Annotated in this window: 19 protein-coding genes; 7 read left to right on the top strand and 12 right to left on the bottom strand. The window is 44.2% G+C overall.

Going from position 1 to position 17,903, the window contains the following annotated elements; translation table 11 throughout:
• Window positions 1–86 precede the first annotated feature (86 nt).
• The 3 genes from C3B73_RS07140 (at window position 87) to recQ (ending at window position 3,918) form a co-directional block, all read left to right on the top strand.
• The gene (locus C3B73_RS07140) at window positions 87–569 is read left to right on the top strand and encodes a hypothetical protein (protein ID WP_103664915.1); all 483 of its coding nucleotides are present in this window, start codon (window positions 87–89) and stop codon (window positions 567–569) included.
• Window positions 570–621: 52 nt separating this feature from the next.
• Window positions 622–1,539: a transporter gene (locus C3B73_RS07135; protein WP_103664914.1), complete on the top strand. Its 918-nt coding sequence runs from the start codon at window positions 622–624 to the stop codon at window positions 1,537–1,539.
• Between the two features lie 189 nt (window positions 1,540–1,728).
• Complete coding sequence (gene recQ / locus C3B73_RS07130) at window positions 1,729–3,918, top strand: DNA helicase RecQ (RefSeq protein WP_103664913.1); 2,190 nt, start codon at window positions 1,729–1,731, stop codon at window positions 3,916–3,918.
• Between the two features lie 25 nt (window positions 3,919–3,943).
• Here the strand turns inward: recQ and C3B73_RS07125 are convergent, their stop codons facing one another.
• Genes C3B73_RS07125 through C3B73_RS07115 form a run of 3 tightly spaced genes read right to left on the bottom strand, consistent with a single transcriptional unit; the run spans window position 3,944 to window position 7,283 of the window.
• Window positions 3,944–5,377 (bottom strand): ATP-binding protein, encoded by a 1,434-nt coding sequence (locus C3B73_RS07125; RefSeq protein ID WP_103664912.1) that lies wholly within the window; start codon window positions 5,375–5,377, stop codon window positions 3,944–3,946.
• 1 nt (window position 5,378) lies between these two features.
• A complete protein-coding gene (locus tag C3B73_RS07120; RefSeq protein WP_103664911.1) occupies window positions 5,379–5,876 on the bottom strand; it encodes a response regulator in 498 nt (165 codons plus the stop codon).
• A 6-nt stretch (window positions 5,877–5,882) separates the two neighbouring features.
• A complete protein-coding gene (locus tag C3B73_RS07115; protein ID WP_103664910.1) occupies window positions 5,883–7,283 on the bottom strand; it encodes an SLC13 family permease in 1,401 nt (466 codons plus the stop codon).
• 138 nt (window positions 7,284–7,421) lie between these two features.
• On the opposite strand from C3B73_RS07115, the gene C3B73_RS07110 reads away from it, so the two are divergent.
• A complete protein-coding gene (locus C3B73_RS07110; protein ID WP_103664909.1) occupies window positions 7,422–8,342 on the top strand; it encodes a DUF58 domain-containing protein in 921 nt (306 codons plus the stop codon).
• A gap of 76 nt (window positions 8,343–8,418) precedes the next feature.
• Here the strand turns inward: C3B73_RS07110 and C3B73_RS07105 are convergent, their stop codons facing one another.
• Complete coding sequence (locus C3B73_RS07105) at window positions 8,419–9,216, bottom strand: SDR family oxidoreductase (RefSeq protein WP_103664908.1); 798 nt, start codon at window positions 9,214–9,216, stop codon at window positions 8,419–8,421.
• A gap of 121 nt (window positions 9,217–9,337) precedes the next feature.
• On the opposite strand from C3B73_RS07105, the gene C3B73_RS07100 reads away from it, so the two are divergent.
• Together C3B73_RS07100 and C3B73_RS07095 are read left to right on the top strand one after the other, a co-directional pair.
• Entirely contained in the window at window positions 9,338–10,039 is a 702-nt protein-coding gene (locus tag C3B73_RS07100; protein ID WP_103664907.1) for a response regulator transcription factor, read from the top strand.
• Window positions 10,036–11,436: a sensor histidine kinase gene (locus C3B73_RS07095; protein WP_103664906.1), complete on the top strand. Its 1,401-nt coding sequence runs from the start codon at window positions 10,036–10,038 to the stop codon at window positions 11,434–11,436. The genes C3B73_RS07100 and C3B73_RS07095 overlap by 4 nt, the downstream gene beginning before the upstream one ends.
• Here the strand turns inward: C3B73_RS07095 and C3B73_RS07090 are convergent.
• Complete coding sequence (locus C3B73_RS07090) at window positions 11,414–12,037, bottom strand: MIP/aquaporin family protein (protein ID WP_103664905.1); 624 nt, start codon at window positions 12,035–12,037, stop codon at window positions 11,414–11,416. The genes C3B73_RS07095 and C3B73_RS07090 overlap by 23 nt on opposite strands.
• A 187-nt stretch (window positions 12,038–12,224) precedes the next feature.
• On the opposite strand from C3B73_RS07090, the gene C3B73_RS07085 reads away from it, so the two are divergent.
• A complete protein-coding gene (locus tag C3B73_RS07085; RefSeq protein ID WP_103664904.1) occupies window positions 12,225–12,524 on the top strand; it encodes a DUF6787 family protein in 300 nt (99 codons plus the stop codon).
• Between the two features lie 13 nt (window positions 12,525–12,537).
• Here the strand turns inward: C3B73_RS07085 and C3B73_RS07080 are convergent, their stop codons facing one another.
• From C3B73_RS07080 to C3B73_RS07050, 7 genes are all read right to left on the bottom strand, one after another.
• Window positions 12,538–12,891 (bottom strand): MmcQ/YjbR family DNA-binding protein, encoded by a 354-nt coding sequence (locus C3B73_RS07080; RefSeq protein WP_103664903.1) that lies wholly within the window; start codon window positions 12,889–12,891, stop codon window positions 12,538–12,540.
• 3 nt (window positions 12,892–12,894) lie between these two features.
• Complete coding sequence (locus tag C3B73_RS07075; RefSeq protein WP_103664902.1) at window positions 12,895–13,404, bottom strand: hypothetical protein; 510 nt, start codon at window positions 13,402–13,404, stop codon at window positions 12,895–12,897.
• Window positions 13,405–13,428: 24 nt separating this feature from the next.
• Window positions 13,429–13,797 (bottom strand): DUF423 domain-containing protein, encoded by a 369-nt coding sequence (locus C3B73_RS07070; protein ID WP_103664901.1) that lies wholly within the window; start codon window positions 13,795–13,797, stop codon window positions 13,429–13,431.
• A gap of 87 nt (window positions 13,798–13,884) precedes the next feature.
• Complete coding sequence (locus C3B73_RS07065) at window positions 13,885–14,544, bottom strand: CDGSH iron-sulfur domain-containing protein (RefSeq protein ID WP_103664900.1); 660 nt, start codon at window positions 14,542–14,544, stop codon at window positions 13,885–13,887.
• Between the two features lie 80 nt (window positions 14,545–14,624).
• Entirely contained in the window at window positions 14,625–16,004 is a 1,380-nt protein-coding gene (locus tag C3B73_RS07060) for an MBL fold metallo-hydrolase RNA specificity domain-containing protein (protein WP_103664899.1), read from the bottom strand.
• The gene (locus C3B73_RS07055; protein WP_103664898.1) at window positions 15,994–16,857 is read right to left on the bottom strand and encodes a restriction endonuclease; all 864 of its coding nucleotides are present in this window, start codon (window positions 16,855–16,857) and stop codon (window positions 15,994–15,996) included. Before C3B73_RS07055 ends, C3B73_RS07060 begins: the two co-directional genes overlap by 11 nt.
• An 80-nt stretch (window positions 16,858–16,937) precedes the next feature.
• On the bottom strand, window positions 16,938–17,903 hold a 966-nt coding region (locus C3B73_RS07050), incomplete at its 5' end, for a heavy metal translocating P-type ATPase (protein ID WP_157939443.1).

The following is a 17,903-nucleotide window of genomic DNA, read 5'->3' as shown; positions in this document are numbered from 1 at the left end:
CTGCTATATCTATTGATAAGCGTTTTTGTTATTTTATATATGGTTTAGAGAGCCAAAATTAATATTAAATAAAGAAGGGAGACACAATGAAAACAACCATGAAGATCTCGTCAATGCTTTTGATGTGTATGTTTCTAACCGCAAATGTTGTTGCCCAGCAAACCGGTCAACAACAGCAAATGCAACAGATGCAGCAACAGCAACAAGTACAACAGATGGTGCAGAAAATGAATCAGCTTCAGGAACGCACACACATGTTGAGTCAGGAAATGAATCGTAACATGCAGCAAACACAAAATGAACAGTTACGATATCAGTATCAGAATATGTATCGATTCAGTGAACAATTAGGGTTGACCATCGGTAACCTTAAAAACGCCGCTGAACGTTGCAATATGATGCTTCAAGATCGCCAGATGACCCAGGACAGAGCCATGCAGCAAGATATGGAACAGCTTCGCCAACGATTAAATGATATGACAGGCCAGGCCGAGGAAGCCGTAAAAGCGATGGATAGAATTCGGGATCGTTTGCACGAAAAAGATAACCTGAAGCAAAATCAAAACTAAGAGTACTAACTACCTAAATAATAAGTGGTTTATAGCCGGATAGGAGTTGTGTATGAGATCCCAAATGATCAAAATTGGGGTGATGTTGATGGTAACTTTAGCAAGCCATCAGGGAATCGGTTGTGTAGTGGCACAAAGTATTTCCTACAACGGAAGTATGCATTACACAACCGGTTCCTATTTTTTTACTGAAAACACCGAGAGTGTCTCATTTTTAAACGGGTTTATGGTCTCGGGAAGTAGGATCAATGCCTCGTTATCCGTGCCTTTTATTTATCAGAATTCCCCTTGGATTTCCTATGGAGCTACCGGTTACTTACCAACAGGAGGTTCACAACACGGTTCATTGGCAGATTCATCCGGAAACCGACCGGGAAGAGGTCAGGGAGGCGGAGGAATGGGTAAATTTAGTTCACCTGCTTCATTAGCTAATAACTCATCAGACAGTACGATCAACCTGACGGATACCCTGTCCTACAACTCCTATTCTTTTGGTGATCCGTCAGTTTATGCCAATTATAATCTCATCAGGTCAAATAATGGTGCTACAAGTCTTCAGCTTAACGCGAACCTGAAAATCCCAATGACAAGCACGGATAATGGGTTTGGAACCGGTGAATGGGATTTTGGTTTTGGAGCCTCACTCTCACAACGGTTTCTCAGTAATAATTTTCTGTATGTTGACCTCATGAAATGGTGGTATGGTGATATGCCTGACCTTAAACTTCAGGATCCTTTATCTTATAGTATCGGATACAGTCGTTCTCTTGCAAATGGAAAATGGCTTGTGAGTACCAGCCTGAGCGGCTTCACTGAAATTATTAATGATTATGAGCCGCCTTTAAGTGTAAGTACCGGTTTAGGTTATATTATTTCCTCAAAAATATCGATGAATAGTTCTCTTTCTTTTGGATTAACGGAATCCAGTTCTGACGTTGCTTTAGGCGTTGGATGGTCGATTCGTTTATAGCTCACAAAGAAATTCTAAATATTAAATAATTGGGATAGCCATCAATTTTGCTAACCTCCTTAAATTTTGATGAAAACAGCCTTACCTTTAGGGTCATAAGAGAACCCAATAATTATAAATCTAAAGTGTGAAATTGCAGACGAGCAATAAAGAGATAAGATCTGCACTCCACCAAAACACCACTATTCTGTGATCAAAGAAGCAAAAGCTACCCTAAAAGAAACGTTCGGCTACGATACCTTTCGTCCCCTTCAGGAAGATATTATCAGTCAGGTACTCAAGAGAAAAGATGCACTCGTCATTATGCCAACCGGTGGGGGGAAGTCTCTCTGCTATCAGATCCCGGCATTAATTTTTGACGGCCTTACGGTGGTCGTATCTCCCCTGATCTCCCTGATGAAAGATCAGGTTGAACAACTGCGCGAATTTGACATCAATGCTGTACACCTGAACAGCTCCCTTTCACCGGAAGCATACGGTTATAACCGGCGACAGGTCCTGAACGGAAAGGCTAAGCTCCTGTATATAGCCCCGGAAACCTTATTAATGGACAAGACCCGCGAGCTTCTGGATAATATTAAAGTAGATCTCTTTGCTGTGGATGAAGCTCACTGTATCTCTGAATGGGGGCATGATTTCCGACCCGATTATCGGGAACTGGCCCGGGTAAGAAAGGAGATCTTTCCGGATGCCACCTGCATGGCTCTGACAGCAACGGCTACCCCAAGGGTGCGTGAAGATATCAAGAAGACGCTGGAGTTTGGTGAGTCTGAAGAATTCATCGCCAGCTTTGACCGCCCTAATTTGTTTCTGAAAATTGCGGATAAAGAAGATGCCACCAATCAGGTGCTGGATTTTCTGTATACGCGAAAGAATCAATCCGGTATCATTTATTGTATTTCACGCCGACAGGTAGATGAACTCTATCAGGCATTGGATGATGAAGGATATTCGGTGAAACCCTACCATGCGGGACTCTCTGACCGTGACCGCGCCATAAATCAGCGGCAGTTCATTAGGGATGATGTGCAGATCATTGTGGCTACCATTGCTTTTGGGATGGGGATCAACAAGCCAAATGTGCGTTTTGTGATGCACTATGATATGCCACAGAACATCGAGCAGTATTATCAGCAAATTGGTCGTGCAGGGCGAGATGGGTTACGCTCCGACTGTGTGATGTTATTCAGCTACAACGATCGCCATAAGATCAAATACTTCATCAACAAAAAAGAAGGGCAGGAAAAAGAGATTGCTGAAAAGCACCTGGATGATCTCGTTAAATTCATTGAGACAAAAAAATGTCGCCGTATTCCTTTGATGAAATATTTTGGAGAGAAATACACGAAAGATGAATGTGGTATGTGTGATAATTGCCTCTCAAAAGAAGAGGATGTGGAAGATTTCACCCTGCAGGCACAGAAATTACTGAAGTGTATCTCCGAATTGGGCGAGAGCTTTGGAAAAACGCAGGTCATCAATGTATTGAGAGGTTCCAAAGCGCAAAAAGTACTGGAGTTGGAACACGATAAGCTAAGCTCACATGGATCAGGCAAAGAATGGTCGAAAAATCAGTGGGAGCAGCTTTCAAGAATGTTGATCCGGCAGGATTATTTGTCGAAAGGCGAGCATGCCGAGCTGGTGATTGAAGAAAAGGGCCACTCTGTGCTGAAAGGGGATGAAAATGTGTACGGAACGCTGGATAGAACCGCTACGGCCATGAGCACCGAAGAAGCGTCGCGTGTGGCCAGTGAAGTGGAAGCTAAATACGATGAGGACCTTTTTGAGATCCTTCGTAAAGAGCGTAAACAGATGGCAGATGAAAAAGGCATTCCACCGTACACCATTTTCCCTGATACCACGCTTATGGAAATGGCCTATTATTATCCAAAAGACAAGGAGCATTTGTTACCGCTGTATGGTGTGGGAGATGTGAAGCTGAAAAAGTACGGGTCGGCCTTTATCGGTGTCATCAAAAAGTACACGGCCGAGCACGACATTGAATCCAAAGAAGAAACCCTTCAGGAAAAAGCCGAAGAACTTGAAAATGTTGAGCTGCATCAGCAGATAGGTAAAGCCTTTAATGCCGGTCAGTCTATTGAACATTTGGCTGAAGAACACGGTGTAAAGGAAGTAACCATTCTGAACCACCTTAAAGATTATTTGAAGGAGGGTAATGATCTCCGGTTGGATGGTATCACCGATGCCACAAGTCTATCTTTAAGGCAGCAGGATGAGATCATCAAAGTTTTTGATGAGAAGGGTTCACACATGTTAAAAGTGGTGTATGATCGTATGAATAAGAAGATCGGTTATGATCAGATCCGGATCATGCAGCTGTATTATATGGCGAATGAAGCCGCGGAAAAGAATTCATAAGGGTTGATTGATCAGGCATCAACTGTTAGCAATCTTCCCGAATTGGGATGGAAATAGAAAATTGAGCCCCGCCCCCGGTTTTATTGGTGACTTCTATTTCACCCCCGGCTTGACCTACGATCTCGCTTGAAATGGCAAGTCCAAGTCCAAGACCGAATTCAGCTCCCTGATTTTTGGTCGTGAAATTCGGTTCAAAGATCTTTGGAATGAGATGTTCAGGTATTCCGGGACCGGAATCGGATATTTTCACAAAGATGAAGTCATCAGTAGCTTCAGTTGAGATAGTGAGTTTGCCCTGATCTTTCATGGCATCGCAGGCATTTACGATAATATTGGTCCAGACCTGATTGAGGTCTCCAATGTTAGCGCAGGTTTTTGGGATGTCGTTGAACTTGAGGTTCAGGTCAATGAATTTGAGGCGATTGCTTAATACCAAAATGGTATCCTGAATGCCTTCTCTGATGTCTGCGTGTTCTTCCTTGTTTTGATCCTGACGGCTGTAACTTTTAAGGCTCTTCACAAGATTGGCGATGCGTTGGCTGGCAATACGAATATTATGGATCATCTTGCCGGCTTCATAATGATTGATAAGCGTATCCATCTCTCCCTTTTTCCGGTTTGCATCGATCAGGTCAAGGGCCTCGTCCGACATATGAGCCAGTTTTCTAACCGATGAGCGATCATGGATCCAGGGGTAACGCTTTTCGATCATAAGCATTCGGTTACGCTGGGTATTACTGTCAACCGGTGTGGATTGTAAGCCCAACCTGAATAGCTTGTATGAATAATGACTGCTTTCAAACTTGGAGTAGATCTCTACCAGGTTTTCAGCGGCTCGCATTAAAGCGGAAGCCGGATTGTTGACCTCGTGGGCAAAACCTGAAACAAGCTCACCCAGGGTCGCCATTTTCTCCTGATGTACCAGCATTTGGTGTGTTTCCTCTAATTGGGCATAGGCTTTTTTAAGATCATTACGCTCTTTGTTCAGCTCTTTACTGAGCAGGTGGGTTCTGGTTTGAAGCCGTAGGTTGCTCTTATACCGCTGGATCATGTTGTTCAGCATGAGTTGCTGAAGCGGATGTTTTAAGCGGGGGTGATCGTTCAAATACTGCTCAAATTGTTGAGGCCGCATCTTCAAAGCCTGACCTTTCTGTGAAATGCGTCCGCTTGTCAGGGTTGGTTCACCGGTGGTGAAGGCAATAAGCCCGGCAAAACTACCGGGACCCAATGTGATCAGCTTAACTTCAGATTCATCGGGTTGAGTTCGGGTGAGAGTGATATTTCCTTCCAACACAAGATACATATGCTCCAGGGGATCACCCTGAGAGAAAAGTAGATCACCTTCATTAAGGTCCATGAGCCGCTCCTGCAGTTCAGGAAGATCTTTGATCAATCTTCGAATAAAATTCAGTATGGCCCCGGTATCATTAAGCCACGATATACCTTGTTGGTCAGTCATATCAATGATCGGTCATTTTTTTAGTTCGCATGGCTTCCGATAATTTTTCAGCATCCAGGATCTGCATGTAAGAAAGAAGGTTCTTTTCATTTTCGATCACGTAATCCGTGAGTTGGTTTCTGACCACTTCCTGTAACCCTTCTTCCGTCCACGGTTTGGAAATGTAATGATCCAGGTTGGCTTTATTGATAGCCAGAATGGTGTCTTCATGTCCTGCTTGTCCGGTAACGAGAACCTTTTTGCTCTTGATGGTATCCTCATTTGACTGAAGGTCGATAAGCAGATCCACACCGTTCTTACCCGGCAACACATGGTCGCAGAGGATCAATCCAATCCTGTGGCCATGATCAATGATATAATCGATCACTTCCTGTGCTTCGCGGGTATCATTGGCAGTTTCGACGGGAAAGAAGGCCTCAAAGTTTTCGAGATCCTTTACAAGGGCATCCATCACTTCAAGTTCATCTTCAACGATCAGTATATAAATTTTGTGATCCATGGTTTTCTAATTTAAGATTAATGGCCAGTAGAACAAGGCGTAGAGAGTTACCATGATCAGGCCAAAGAGTCCGATCACCAGGCCGGCGCGGGTCATGTGTTTGGTCTTCAGGGTTCCGGTACTGATGGCAATGGCATTAGGCGGGGTTGAGATCGGCAGCATCATGGCGAGGCTGGCACTGACACCGATAACCAAACTGATCAACACCAGGCTGAATCCCTCTCCGGCTACACCGGAGGTTGCAAGACTGACAGCCAGTGGGATCAACAGCGTGGCGGAAACGGTATGGGACAAAAAGTTGGACATCACAATAGCCACTAAGCTAAAGATGATGATCATAAAAACCGGAGAAAAGATACTCCATTCGATATTCGTAATGATCCACTCTGCCAGTCCGGTTCCCTCCATAGAGATACCGAGTGAAATGCCTCCGGCTACCAGCCATAGAACCTCCCAGGGGAGTTGACGAATGCCATCCTTGTCCAGAATGCCCGTGAGGGCTAAAACGGTTACTGGGATCAGTGCAATGATGCTGCTCCCGATGCCATGCAGGCTTTCAGTGACCCAAAGTATAACGGTGGCACCAAAAACCAGATAAACCAATATGGCTGAGGAGTTCTTTTGGAAGGTCCCTTTAAGATCTAAAGGAATGGAATCTGTTTCGGGTTTGAACATCCAGAGAAGTACCAGCCAGGTAACGAACAACACGATTATTACCAGGGGTCCTGCCAATACCATCCACTCAGTGAAGGCAATATCGATTCCCTGATTCGAGAGAGCCCCGATCACCACAGCATTTGGAGGGGTTCCAATGGGAGTAGCGATCCCTCCAATATTGGCAGCAAACGGAATACTTAATGCCAATCCGATCCGAAGTGGGTCAGATACTTCTGTTTTGGCAATGATCGGAAGGATTACGGTCATCATCATAGCCGTAGTGGCCGTGTTACTCATAAAAGCGGAAAGCAGTCCTGTCACAACCATTAAACCGAGAATGATGAATTTGGGTTTTGAACCAAATGGTTTTAACAGGATCCGGGTAAGGTTCTTGTCGAGATCATATTTAACAGCAGCATCCGCCAGTACAAATCCTCCTAAAAACAAAATGATGATGGGATTGGCAAGCGTACCGATGAAATCTGTGTAACCATTTGGGGTATATTCAGCCGTAACCTCAGGAAATAGTACGCCCTGTTTGCTCAGAAAAAACACCTGCAACAGTATCACCATAATGGATGTGGCGTAAATGGGAACCGGTTCAAACATCCAGAAAATGGCGGCGATAATGAAGACACTTAAGGCTACATGCCCGGCTTCAGAAAGTCCCGGAATACTGAGAAAAAAGGGAATGATAAATCCGATGACCCCGATCAGAATAGATACATGATCTTTAGAAAATGTTTTCATGGTGTTTAACCTGAATACGAATACTTAATGAGTGTGTGAGTGTGCATAGTATAGCTGTTCTTTGCGAAAAGTTTGTGAAGATTAGGGGCAGTGTGTGTAATGACTTTCAACTATTGATTTATACCGTTACCATATAGGATGATCCTTGAACCAAGTATTTTATCCAAATTATCCTCCCTTGAGCTTCGCGCCAAGAAGATCGTGGAAGGATTCATATCCGGATTGCATAAAAGTCCGTTCCATGGGTTCAGTGTGGAGTTTGCTGAACACCGGCCCTATAACCCCGGAGATGATTTCAAGCACATTGACTGGAAGGTGTATGCCAAGAAAGAGCGTTTTTATGTGAAGCAGTACGAGGAAGAGACCAACCTGAGATCGTACATCATGCTTGATACAAGTACCTCCATGCAGTTCAAATATTTTGCGGAATGGAGTAAACTCAGGTATGGGATCCATTATGCGGCCTCGCTTATGTACCTCATGCACCGACAACGGGATGCCTGCGGGCTGATTCCTTTCAATTCAAAGATCGATGCGTTTATTCCCGCAAAGTCCACCTATGCGCACTTAAGGCAGATCTATACGGAACTGGAGCGCGAGTTGATCCGTGAGGAAAAGGGGGATAAGGACAAGCGGGTAACGGCATCTGCCCAGGCCATTCATGAAGTGGCAGAGCGACTGAATCACCGTAGTCTGGTGATCATCATAACGGACCTGTTTGAAAATGTAAGTGAACACAGTGAACTGATATCAGCGTTGAAGCATCTGCGCCACCGGAAGCATGAGGTACTGCTATTCAATGTGCTGGAAAAGAAAAGCGAGAGAGATCTTGATTTTCCTGACCGAAGATTTGTTTTTGAGGACATGGAGCTGAGTGATGAAGTGGAAGTATTGCCTGCACAGGTCCGGAAAGATTATCAACGAAAGGTCGAAGATTACACCAGGCAGTTCAGAATGGCTTGCAGTGAATTTGAGATCGATTTTGAAGAAATGGATACACAGGCTCAGTTCGATCAGTCTTTGCTGGCATACCTTACTAAAAGACGTAGACTGGGTTAGTCTTGGTGGGGTAGATCACTCGTTGATCGTGCAATCGGCTCACTGATAACCATCAACGAATACACCAGTAACGAATCTATGTCACCTTTTGATTCTTCAGGATCCGATTCAACAATGTCGGTGAAATTCGCTGCACCCAGATCGCCAGCCTTTCTTTAAAACCGGTAACATAGATCTCTTCTTTTCGAGCGGTGATCTTGGGCATCACCTTTTCAACCATCTGTTCCGCTGTCATAGCTTTTTGGTGGGCATCTCCCATCTTGCCGAACTCAGAGCCATCGGCTGTTAATGCATTTTTGCTGATGTCCGTTTTAACAAATCCCGGGCATAGTAAAGTCACAGCAACATTGTGTTGGTACATCTCTTGTCGCAGCGAATTGAAAAAACCCTGAACAGCGTGCTTACTGCCGGAATAGCCAGATCTGACTCGGGTTCCGATCTTACCGGCCACACTGCTGGTAACAATGATGTGCCCGCTTTTTCGCTCAACCATATGCGGTAACACTTGTTTGGTAAGGCCAACGGCTCCAAAATAATTGATCTCCATCAGTCTTCGGTACACCTCCATATCTGTTTCAAGCACCGTAGAACGCTGACTGATCCCTCCATTATTCATCAAAACATCGATCTGCCCGAAAGCCTTTAGTGCTTCTTTAGTTTTAGCAGGGAAAGTTTCAGGTTCAGTAAGATCAAGAGGTAATACTTTGATTCTGGAAGAATCCGCACCAAGTTCGTTTTTAACCTTGATCAAGGCCTCTTCACGGCGAGAAGAAAGTATCAGGTTGGCACCAAGATCATAAAGTTTATGGGCAAAGGCTTTGCCTATTCCGGATGAGGCTCCTGTTATCCAAACGGTTTTTCCTTGGTAATTCATGGTAGAATTCAGATTTTTAATGCGATAATTTAATATTACTAAGGTGTTACAGTGTTAAGGTAATATTTTCTATTTACCTTAACACTGTAACACATAAACACTTTAACACAAAATCTCCGCAATGAGTAACAAACACACCATACTTCTGATGGAAGATGAAGAAGAGTCAGGCGAGATGCTGGCTAACTTCCTGGAATTGAATGATTACAATGTTTTGTGGGCCAAAGACGGAAAACAAGCACTCAAGTATATAGAAGAGAACGCGAATGAAATTCATTTGGCCATTCTGGATATAATGGTTCCACATCACGATGGTAAGGAGATATGCAGTAACATTCGTCAGCACCCGGTGATCTATGATATTCCGGTTTTATTTCTGACCGCACGGGATGAAGAACAGGATGAGATAGAAGGACTGGAACTCGGTGCCGATGACTATATCAAAAAACCGGCGAGCCTTAATCTTGTTAAAGCACACGTTGAAACACAGCTTCGCCGGCGCTCTCCGGAAAAAAGTAACTGGATTCAGTATGGTAAAGTATATGTGGACCTCGATTCCAAAGAAATGTACATCAACGAAGAACTCATTGACCTGACCCATACAGAGTACACCATCGCTGAAATGATCTTTCAAAACCCAAAACTGGTGTACAGCCGTCAACAGATCCTTGAGAAGATCTCGGATGAGGAAAAATTTGTATTCGACCGCACCGTGGATGTTCACGTAAAAAACCTGCGATTGAAAATGGGTGATGAAGGCAAGCTTATTAAAACCTATCGTGGCGTTGGTTACGGGTTTAATAAGGAATTCCTTCACGCATGAAAATTCGCTCTAAACTGGCGTGGACCTATGTCATCCTATTGGTCATTGGTATCATTACCATCAGTGCCTATTCGATTCTGACCATTCGAAGTTTTTTGTTGGAAGAAGGGATCGAGCAATTTGAAAAAGACGCCCTATCCATGGCGCTTGCTACCGGTAGTTTTAAGGAAGATGAGCAATTCGGCTCAAAGATCGTGGGGTTAGCTGAGCTTTCAAATTATGAGGTAGCTGTTTATGACCGAACCGGGGATCGATTTTTAACATTTCCCGAAGAAGCCTTTGAGAATGTTGCGACCTCTCTTGATAACAGTCTGTTAGCAGAACTTGAGAAAAGAGACGGAGAGCCCATCATAGAGAATACCGAGACGTCGCCCAAACTGATCTCTTATGTGGATCTGGGTGATTCTGATAACTCTGCTCAGTATCTCAGGATCAGTCAGGATAAAAGTCAGTATTATGCAGCGGTGGCAAGTATTAGGCATATTATTTATGCGGGGATGTTCTTTTCCATCGCGGCAGTGATCGTCGTCAGCTTTCTGTTTGCCCGGTATATTGCGGCTCCAATTTTGCATCTTAATGCGGCTGCCCTTGATATTGCACGAGGTAACCTAGATCGTAAGATCGACCTGAAAAGAAACGATGAGTTCGGTACCCTGGCAGATTCATTGAACCATATGGCACGAACGCTCAGAGCAGATAACGAGAAGCTGAAGAAACTGAATATGAAGCAGAGTCAGTTTTTTGCTGATATCACGCACGAGGTCAGGAATCCCTTGCACACCATATCAGGTGCCCTGGAAATGCTGGAGCTTGAGAATCTGCCTCCTGAAAAGAAAAAGCAGTATATGGTAACGGCTCAAAAACAGATCAAGCGCGTAGCCAGGCTGTTTGAGGATATCAAAACGCTTCAGCGTTACGATTTTGATGAAAGCTTTATAAACCGCAAGGATTTTGACCTGAATGATCTGGTTAAGGAAGTTGAACATGCCTATCAACCCATAGCGCATAAAAAAGGACTGGAACTGGATACGTCCCATACATTTTCTTGCAAGGTGAATGCTGATCCCGATAAAATAGAACAGGTATTGGATAACCTGATCTCCAATGGGATCAAATATACGCAGGCCGGTAAGGTAGAAGTGAGTTTTGAGAAGCAAGGTGAAGTGGTTGAAATATCGGTGAGAGATACGGGAACCGGAATTGGACGTGAACACCTCGATCGTTTGTTTGACCGCTTCTATCGCACGGATAAAGCCCGTTCACGGGATAAGGGAGGAACCGGACTGGGACTTTCTGTAGTGAAAGGAATCTTAAATGCTCATCAAACCGATATAAAAGTGGAAAGTGAAGTTGGAAAAGGGAGTCGGTTTTACTTCAATCTCCCCATCTTGAACTGAAATAAGAAGATGAGAAAGCCGCTAAGGCACCACCTGCAATGGGACTCAATACGTATAACACAGAATAGATGTAGGAGTCTCCACCTTTAACAAGATCGAACAAAGTGGTACCTGCTGAGAATGCCGGGTTGAGTACACCACCCGACAAAGGAGACGCAGCCATAAGCATTCCCGTGAAGGTGAGGCCAATGATCAGCCCCATGTACTGATTTTTTCTGTGAAGATTAGAGAAGGTTAGAGAAAGCATAACACTTACAAAAATAGCTGTAAAGAAGACTTCAGAAAACACTTGCTCATATAAGTCCGTGTCAACCGGAGGTTCCAGGTAAAACACACTGTTGGCAAAGGTGTAGATCAGATAAGAAGCAAAAAAGGCTCCTATGACCTGACAAAACAGGTAGCCTGTTAACTCAGCGAACGACAGCTTTCTCTTAAAGAAGAAAGCGATTGAAACAGCGGGATTGAAATGAGCGCCGGAAGTTGGGTATCCAATATAGATAAGGGCCATTAAGGTAAGGCCAACGGCAAGCGGATCACCTGATATCCCAAAAACCATTACCAGGAAAAAAGTGCCAACCGCTTCGGTTACATATGCTTGCATACCCAAATCGTTCGTGATGTTTATTTATTTATAATGTGTCCAACCTCGTTTCGAAAACTACCTGCAGCGCGTAGAAATTGCAACAGTAGCTTAATGTTTTTTGTAAAAAGGCATTTTAAGATTTCTAAATAATTGACTTCATATAGGTTTAGAAAAAGGATATTTTTAAGCAAAGAATGATATTTTCATGAATTATTTTAAAAAAATGAAATCCCGTTGGGGAATTCAGAGCAATTGGCAGTTAGTTATTATTTTGGTCGTGTTTGCTCTGACCGGCATCAGTGCGCTTTATTCGAGACGATTTCTGTTTCCGCTTTTGGGTATTGAATCATCAGACCCATTTTGGTTTAAAACTTTGATCTGGGCAGTAACCATCTTTCCGATGTACAATATCTTCATACTGATCTATGCAGCAATGTTTGGTCAATTCGACTTCTTTTGGGGCAGAATGAAGAAGATGTTCGAAAGAATGGTCCCGCATAAATAGGACCTTATCTGTGTTAAGTAGATCTTAATTCTTCCCGGAGCTCTTTGGGAAGTTTTTGAACCACCAATTGATATGAGTGCAGTATGTGTTCAAAGATCAATTCATCGGATATGGAGCTATGTGTGTTAACCGTATTCCAATGCTTTTTATTCATGTGGTAGCCCGGTGTGATCTCTTCATAGGCAGACCTGAGTTCCAAAGCTCTCACAGGATCACATTTAAGGTTTATGCTCTCAAAGGAATCGACATCAGTCAAGGCATACATCTTACCCATGACCTTAAACACCAGTGTGGATCCATCAAATGGAAAACCTTCGGTAGTTCCCGGAAGCTCCAGGCAGTAGTTATAAAAGGCTTCGATATGCATGAATCAATTCACAGATTCATAATCTGACCGAAAATTCTCAGCGAGTCCGGCTGATTTTGCTGCAATAAAATTCATAAGGTCGGGAGTAACCACTCCAATAAAACTGTCAGACCAGGTAGAACCCATGGTTTGAATATCGTTATTGAGAGGCAACTTTACAGGCTGATAAAACTTGAGTTCCGCTGAAAATGGGTGAAAACCTCCCACATCATTCATGATATTAATATGGAGATGCAGCAGGGGAAACTGATCAGAACGCTTAAGGTCTCTTTCCCCAATTATTCTGACCGGCAGCGCATTCAGTTTGTTCACAATAAGCTGTCGCACACTGTCTACATCGAACGGAACAGAATTGAGGGTTAATGGCCGCTCAATATTGACAGACACCCCGAACTCCTGAATGCCATACAAGGAGTTTCGTTCACGGAGAACTTCATTTTGAGCCACTGTTTGGGCACTGAACAGTAAAAGGATGAATAACGTGAGCGGTATAAATTGATATCTAATACCCATGGCATGGCTCCGTGTATTTTGAAATTATTTCAACATTTTGAAACCCAGTAAAATCCATCCGGCAATAAACGCCACCCCACCGATCGGAGTAATAGCCCCCATCCATCCGATCCCGGTTAGGCATAAGGTGTACAAGCTGCCTGAAAAGATCAGGATCCCGGCTAAGATCAGTGATGCCGGCCAGGTCATGGTCACATCAAATTGTAAGCCGATCAGGGCGATCAGGAATAACCCTAAAGCATGCCATGCGTGATATTGTACGGCAGTTTGCCAGGTTTCGAGTCGTTCGGGCGAAAGAATATTTTTAAGGGCGTGCGCACCAAATGCTCCGGCTGCTACGGCTATAGCCATTAGAATGGCTGCAATGGCGATGATGATCTTGGGATTCGACATTTGGTTATAAGTTAATCGTTATTGAAAATTAGGTTTTGAATATGAATAAGTTAACAAATCCCCAATAACCATTACACCAGTAAGCGATTAACTACTTACAAATCCGATCTTTTTATGCGTTCCATCACAAAATGGTTTGGTTTGTGAACCACCACATCGGCAAAAACTCATCTTCTTGCTGCATGTCTCTCTACCGGTATCTTCACCAACCAGGTCATAATTCCCTTCAACCAGGAAAGGGGCATTTTCATAAAGGGTTACCGATAACTCTCCGCCCTTGCCTTTAACGGGCTCAGTTCCCAATCTTTCAGGATCGTATGAGGTGTCTGCTTTAAAGCCGGCTTCGATATGTGAATTATCGCACAAAGGTTTATTCTGTGATTTACCGCACCGGCACATAGCTACTCTTGTATCTTTCAAGACTACATTGCCATCCAGGTCTTTGATCGCTACTTCACCGTGTATATAAAGCGGGCCATCCTCTTCGATCGTGATAATATTTTGTTCGGGAGGCTGTTCGGTTTGGTCTGATTGCTTCAGTTCGTAATGCAGTGCACCTGAAGGACATTTTTCAATAACCTGTATCAACTCACTAGTGCCTGCCAGTTCAGGTTTGATCCATGGTTTGCGATCAGTGTCAAAAACTTTAGGTAAGCCACGAACGCATTCTGCTGCATGAATGCAACGTTCTTTGTCCCATGTAACTTTAATTTCATCAGTTTGGTAGCTCAGGATCGTTTCTTTCATGGCGGCTTGGGTTTGGTTTGGGATAAGTCAGATTATACTTAAGTGATCGGTTCAAACCAAAAATGCCCCAAAGTTATCTGTCATGAAATCGTGAGATCCATGATCTCATAGAGTTCAGGGATGTGGGCATCCCACCCGTAGGTGTCTTTTAGTTTAACCCGCATCATATCCAGGCTTTGAGGTTCTCCGTGAACAAGGAACAGGTGATCAGGTTTGTGACCGATATTTGAAACCCAATCCAATAGTTCGCTTTGATCAGCATGAGCCGATAACCCTTCCAGCATATCTATGCGAGCCTTAACCGGATAATATTTTCCGTAAAATTTGATCTCCTCGGCGCCATCCAGTAATTGTCGCCCACGGGTGCCTTCAGCCTGAAAGCCGGCCAGAAGCACGGTGGTTTCTTCGCGGCTTATGTACTGCTGAAGGTAAGTGAGTACCCGGCCTCCGGTAACCATCCCACTTCCCGCAATAATGATCTTCGGTCTTTTATCGTCAATGATCTGCCAGGTTTCCTTATACGATTCCACAATGCGGATGCGGTCGGTCATGTCCCTGTAATCCCGCTCCGTCAATTTATGCCATTCAGGATATTTGATAAAGGTTGATAATGCACGGGCCCCCATGGGGCTGTCTAAGATGATCGGGAGAGAATCCGGGATCTGATCATTTCTATGAAGCTGCCAGATAAGGTACATCAACAGCTGAGCTCTTTCGACGGCAAAGCTTGGAATGATCAGGGTTCCACCGTTTTGAACGGTCTCGTCGATGGTGGTTTTAAGCTTTGCGAGAGTATCTTCTACTATGTGTTTGCGATCTCCATAGGTGGACTCCATGAAAAGAACGTCTGCTTTTTTAGGTTTTTGCGGATCACGCAGGAGAGGATCATTAGGTCGGCCCACATCCCCTGAAAACACAAAACGTTTGCCGTAGAGATCAAGCTCTATGAACGTAGCGCCAATAATGTGACCATTATATCTGAATCGAACTCTGATATCCGATTGGATCTCGATCCATTCATCTTCAGGTTGTGATTGAAAACGACTGATGGCATTTTCTGCATCCTCTGTGGTATACAGCGGTTCTGCCGGTTGATGCTTCGTAAAGCCATCCTTATTGGCCCGTTCTGCATCCTCCTCCTGAATTTTAGCACTGTCTCTTAAAATGATATCTGCGATATCGAGTGTGGGTGCGGTTCCCCAAATTCTTCCATTAAATCCCATATTGACCAGCCTCGGTAAAAAACCGCTATGATCGAGGTGGCCGTGTGTAAGCAACACCAGGTCAATGGAAGAGGCTTTTGCGGGGAGCTGCTGCCAGTTCAATTCTCGTAATTTTTTAACCCCCTGAAACAAACCGCAATCGATCATAATCGTTTTATCAGGTGTTTCAATGAGATATTTGGATCCGGTAACCGTTCCTGAAGCCCCCAGGAAATGAACTTTAATATTAGTGCTCATGATCAGATTGATTATGGTTGCAGATTTCTGTTGCCTCCTGATGAATTCGCTCTGCCCGGTTATGTTGGATGCCAAGCTGCAGCAGCACGTTGATATCCTCACAGATCTGACGGGCAAGAACCACATCATTCTTCAAAAGTAATTGCTTTTCCGATTTGTCAATTTCGGACAGGCAGGTAACGGGATGGAGTCCGGTACGGCCGATCAGGTCTTTTAGCCCGTTATTCTTGGGGTAATTCCAGCTGAGTAATTTCAACCCGATGCATTTAGAGTACTCTGTGGCATCACCGGTAAAACGCGTGTTGGTAACAACCCAGCCTGAAAATTGTTTGTGTTTGAGTTCCGGTTGTTTGATCCACGAACTTTTGACATCCAGAAAGCGGGATCTTACATAGAGTGGGATGGTGACATTAGAACGGTGATTTTGTCGGTTGTGGAATTTACACTCCATCATCAGATGCTCATGATCTCTTTCCGCGATCACGTCAATTTCATGAGACACACATTCACCCTGAACAACCTGCCCGACTTTCGTTGTATAACCGAGCTTTCTGAAGAGTTCAGATATCAATATTTCGAAGGGGTACCCGGAAGGCCCGAGTTCAAGCAAAGCCTCTTTCAATTTATACCGGCCGGCAATACGTGTTGATTTCTGCTTTAACAACCGATAAGCTTCCCTGTAGATCTTTTTGGTAGACATTCCGTCTTCGAACAATCCTTTCTTTTCAAGATCATCGATCACAGAATGTATGATGTCCGGTTGAGCCCCGGCATTACTCAACGAATGCTTCAGTTTAGATAACTGAAACGGCTCCCGTTCACCTGATGCTTTTACGACTTCAAAGGCAACCATACTTCATTCTTCCGTTTACTTTCAACAGAAAGTATACAAAAGAACTGTAAAGATTGAGTGATGGTCAGTATGGTTTGGAATTAATTTTCGATCTTCAAAAACCGTGCGTTGATTGCCACGATCACCGTACTTAGAGACATCAGAATGGCTCCAACTGCAGGACTTAATATAATGCCCCAGGCAAACAGTACTCCGGCAGCCAGAGGAATAGCTCCGATATTATAGCCGGAAGCCCACCACAGGTTTTGCACCATTTTTCTGTAGGTAGATTTTGAGAGCTTGATCAATGCTGTTACATCTTGAGGGTTATCTTTTACCAGTACAATATCACCGGTTTCAACGGCTACATCAGACCCAGCTCCAATAGCAATGCCTACATCAGCCTGCGCAAGTGCGGGCGCGTCGTTGACGCCGTCTCCGGTCATGGCCACAAGTTTTCCTTGCCCCTGAACCTCCTTCACCTTATCGGCTTTTTCATCCGGAAGTACTTCAGCAAACACCTGATCAATGCCTAGTTCTCCAGCTACATAATCGGCCGTTTGTTGATTATCGCCCGTCAGCATGATGCACTCAATACCCATCTTGTGCAGTGCATGAATCGCATTCTTAGACGACTCTCGAATTTGATCTCCCAAAGCAATGGCTCCGGTCAATTGATCTTCAATGATCACAAAAACGACCGTTTTTCCCTGGGATGATACTTTTTCAACTTCAGCTGTTGGGTATTCCATTTCCTGCTCCCGAACATATCCGGGGCTTACTACTTTCACTGACTTTCCATTTACCTTGCCTTCAATTCCCATTCCGGTAATGGAATTAAACTCATCCGGCTCCCAGGTTTCGCCGGCTTTTTCGAGGATTCCTTTTGCAAGTGGATGTTCAGAGTTTTTCTCCAGCGAAGCTGCATATTTAAGTATCTCTTCATCGGAGTGATCATCCCCAAAATTCAGAATATTGGTTACCGTAAAGGTTCCTTCGGTTAGCGTACCGGTTTTATCGAAGATAATGGAATCCAAGTTTCTTGCCTGCTCAAAAGCAGACCGATT

It is taken from the genome of Gracilimonas amylolytica, assembly GCF_002911695.1.
Taxonomy (GTDB): domain Bacteria; phylum Bacteroidota; class Rhodothermia; order Balneolales; family Balneolaceae; genus Gracilimonas; species Gracilimonas amylolytica.
This window is presented reverse-complemented; position numbering and strand designations above follow the sequence as displayed.

Coding starts and splice junctions, on each gene's coding strand:
- C3B73_RS07140 (WP_103664915.1), top strand. CDS start 87: ATGAAAACAACCATGAAGATCTCGTCAATGCTTTTGATGTGTATGTTT.
- C3B73_RS07135 (WP_103664914.1), top strand. CDS start 622: ATGAGATCCCAAATGATCAAAATTGGGGTGATGTTGATGGTAACTTTA.
- C3B73_RS07125 (WP_103664912.1), bottom strand. CDS start 5,377: ATGACTGACCAACAAGGTATATCGTGGCTTAATGATACCGGGGCCATA.
- C3B73_RS07120 (WP_103664911.1), bottom strand. CDS start 5,876: ATGGATCACAAAATTTATATACTGATCGTTGAAGATGAACTTGAAGTG.
- C3B73_RS07115 (WP_103664910.1), bottom strand. CDS start 7,283: ATGAAAACATTTTCTAAAGATCATGTATCTATTCTGATCGGGGTCATC.
- C3B73_RS07110 (WP_103664909.1), top strand. CDS start 7,422: ATGATCCTTGAACCAAGTATTTTATCCAAATTATCCTCCCTTGAGCTT.
- C3B73_RS07105 (WP_103664908.1), bottom strand. CDS start 9,216: ATGAATTACCAAGGAAAAACCGTTTGGATAACAGGAGCCTCATCCGGA.
- C3B73_RS07100 (WP_103664907.1), top strand. CDS start 9,338: ATGAGTAACAAACACACCATACTTCTGATGGAAGATGAAGAAGAGTCA.
- C3B73_RS07095 (WP_103664906.1), top strand. CDS start 10,036: ATGAAAATTCGCTCTAAACTGGCGTGGACCTATGTCATCCTATTGGTC.
- C3B73_RS07090 (WP_103664905.1), bottom strand. CDS start 12,037: ATGCAAGCATATGTAACCGAAGCGGTTGGCACTTTTTTCCTGGTAATG.
- C3B73_RS07085 (WP_103664904.1), top strand. CDS start 12,225: ATGAATTATTTTAAAAAAATGAAATCCCGTTGGGGAATTCAGAGCAAT.
- C3B73_RS07080 (WP_103664903.1), bottom strand. CDS start 12,891: ATGCATATCGAAGCCTTTTATAACTACTGCCTGGAGCTTCCGGGAACT.
- C3B73_RS07075 (WP_103664902.1), bottom strand. CDS start 13,404: ATGGGTATTAGATATCAATTTATACCGCTCACGTTATTCATCCTTTTA.
- C3B73_RS07070 (WP_103664901.1), bottom strand. CDS start 13,797: ATGTCGAATCCCAAGATCATCATCGCCATTGCAGCCATTCTAATGGCT.
- C3B73_RS07065 (WP_103664900.1), bottom strand. CDS start 14,544: ATGAAAGAAACGATCCTGAGCTACCAAACTGATGAAATTAAAGTTACA.
- C3B73_RS07060 (WP_103664899.1), bottom strand. CDS start 16,004: ATGAGCACTAATATTAAAGTTCATTTCCTGGGGGCTTCAGGAACGGTT.
- C3B73_RS07055 (WP_103664898.1), bottom strand. CDS start 16,857: ATGGTTGCCTTTGAAGTCGTAAAAGCATCAGGTGAACGGGAGCCGTTT.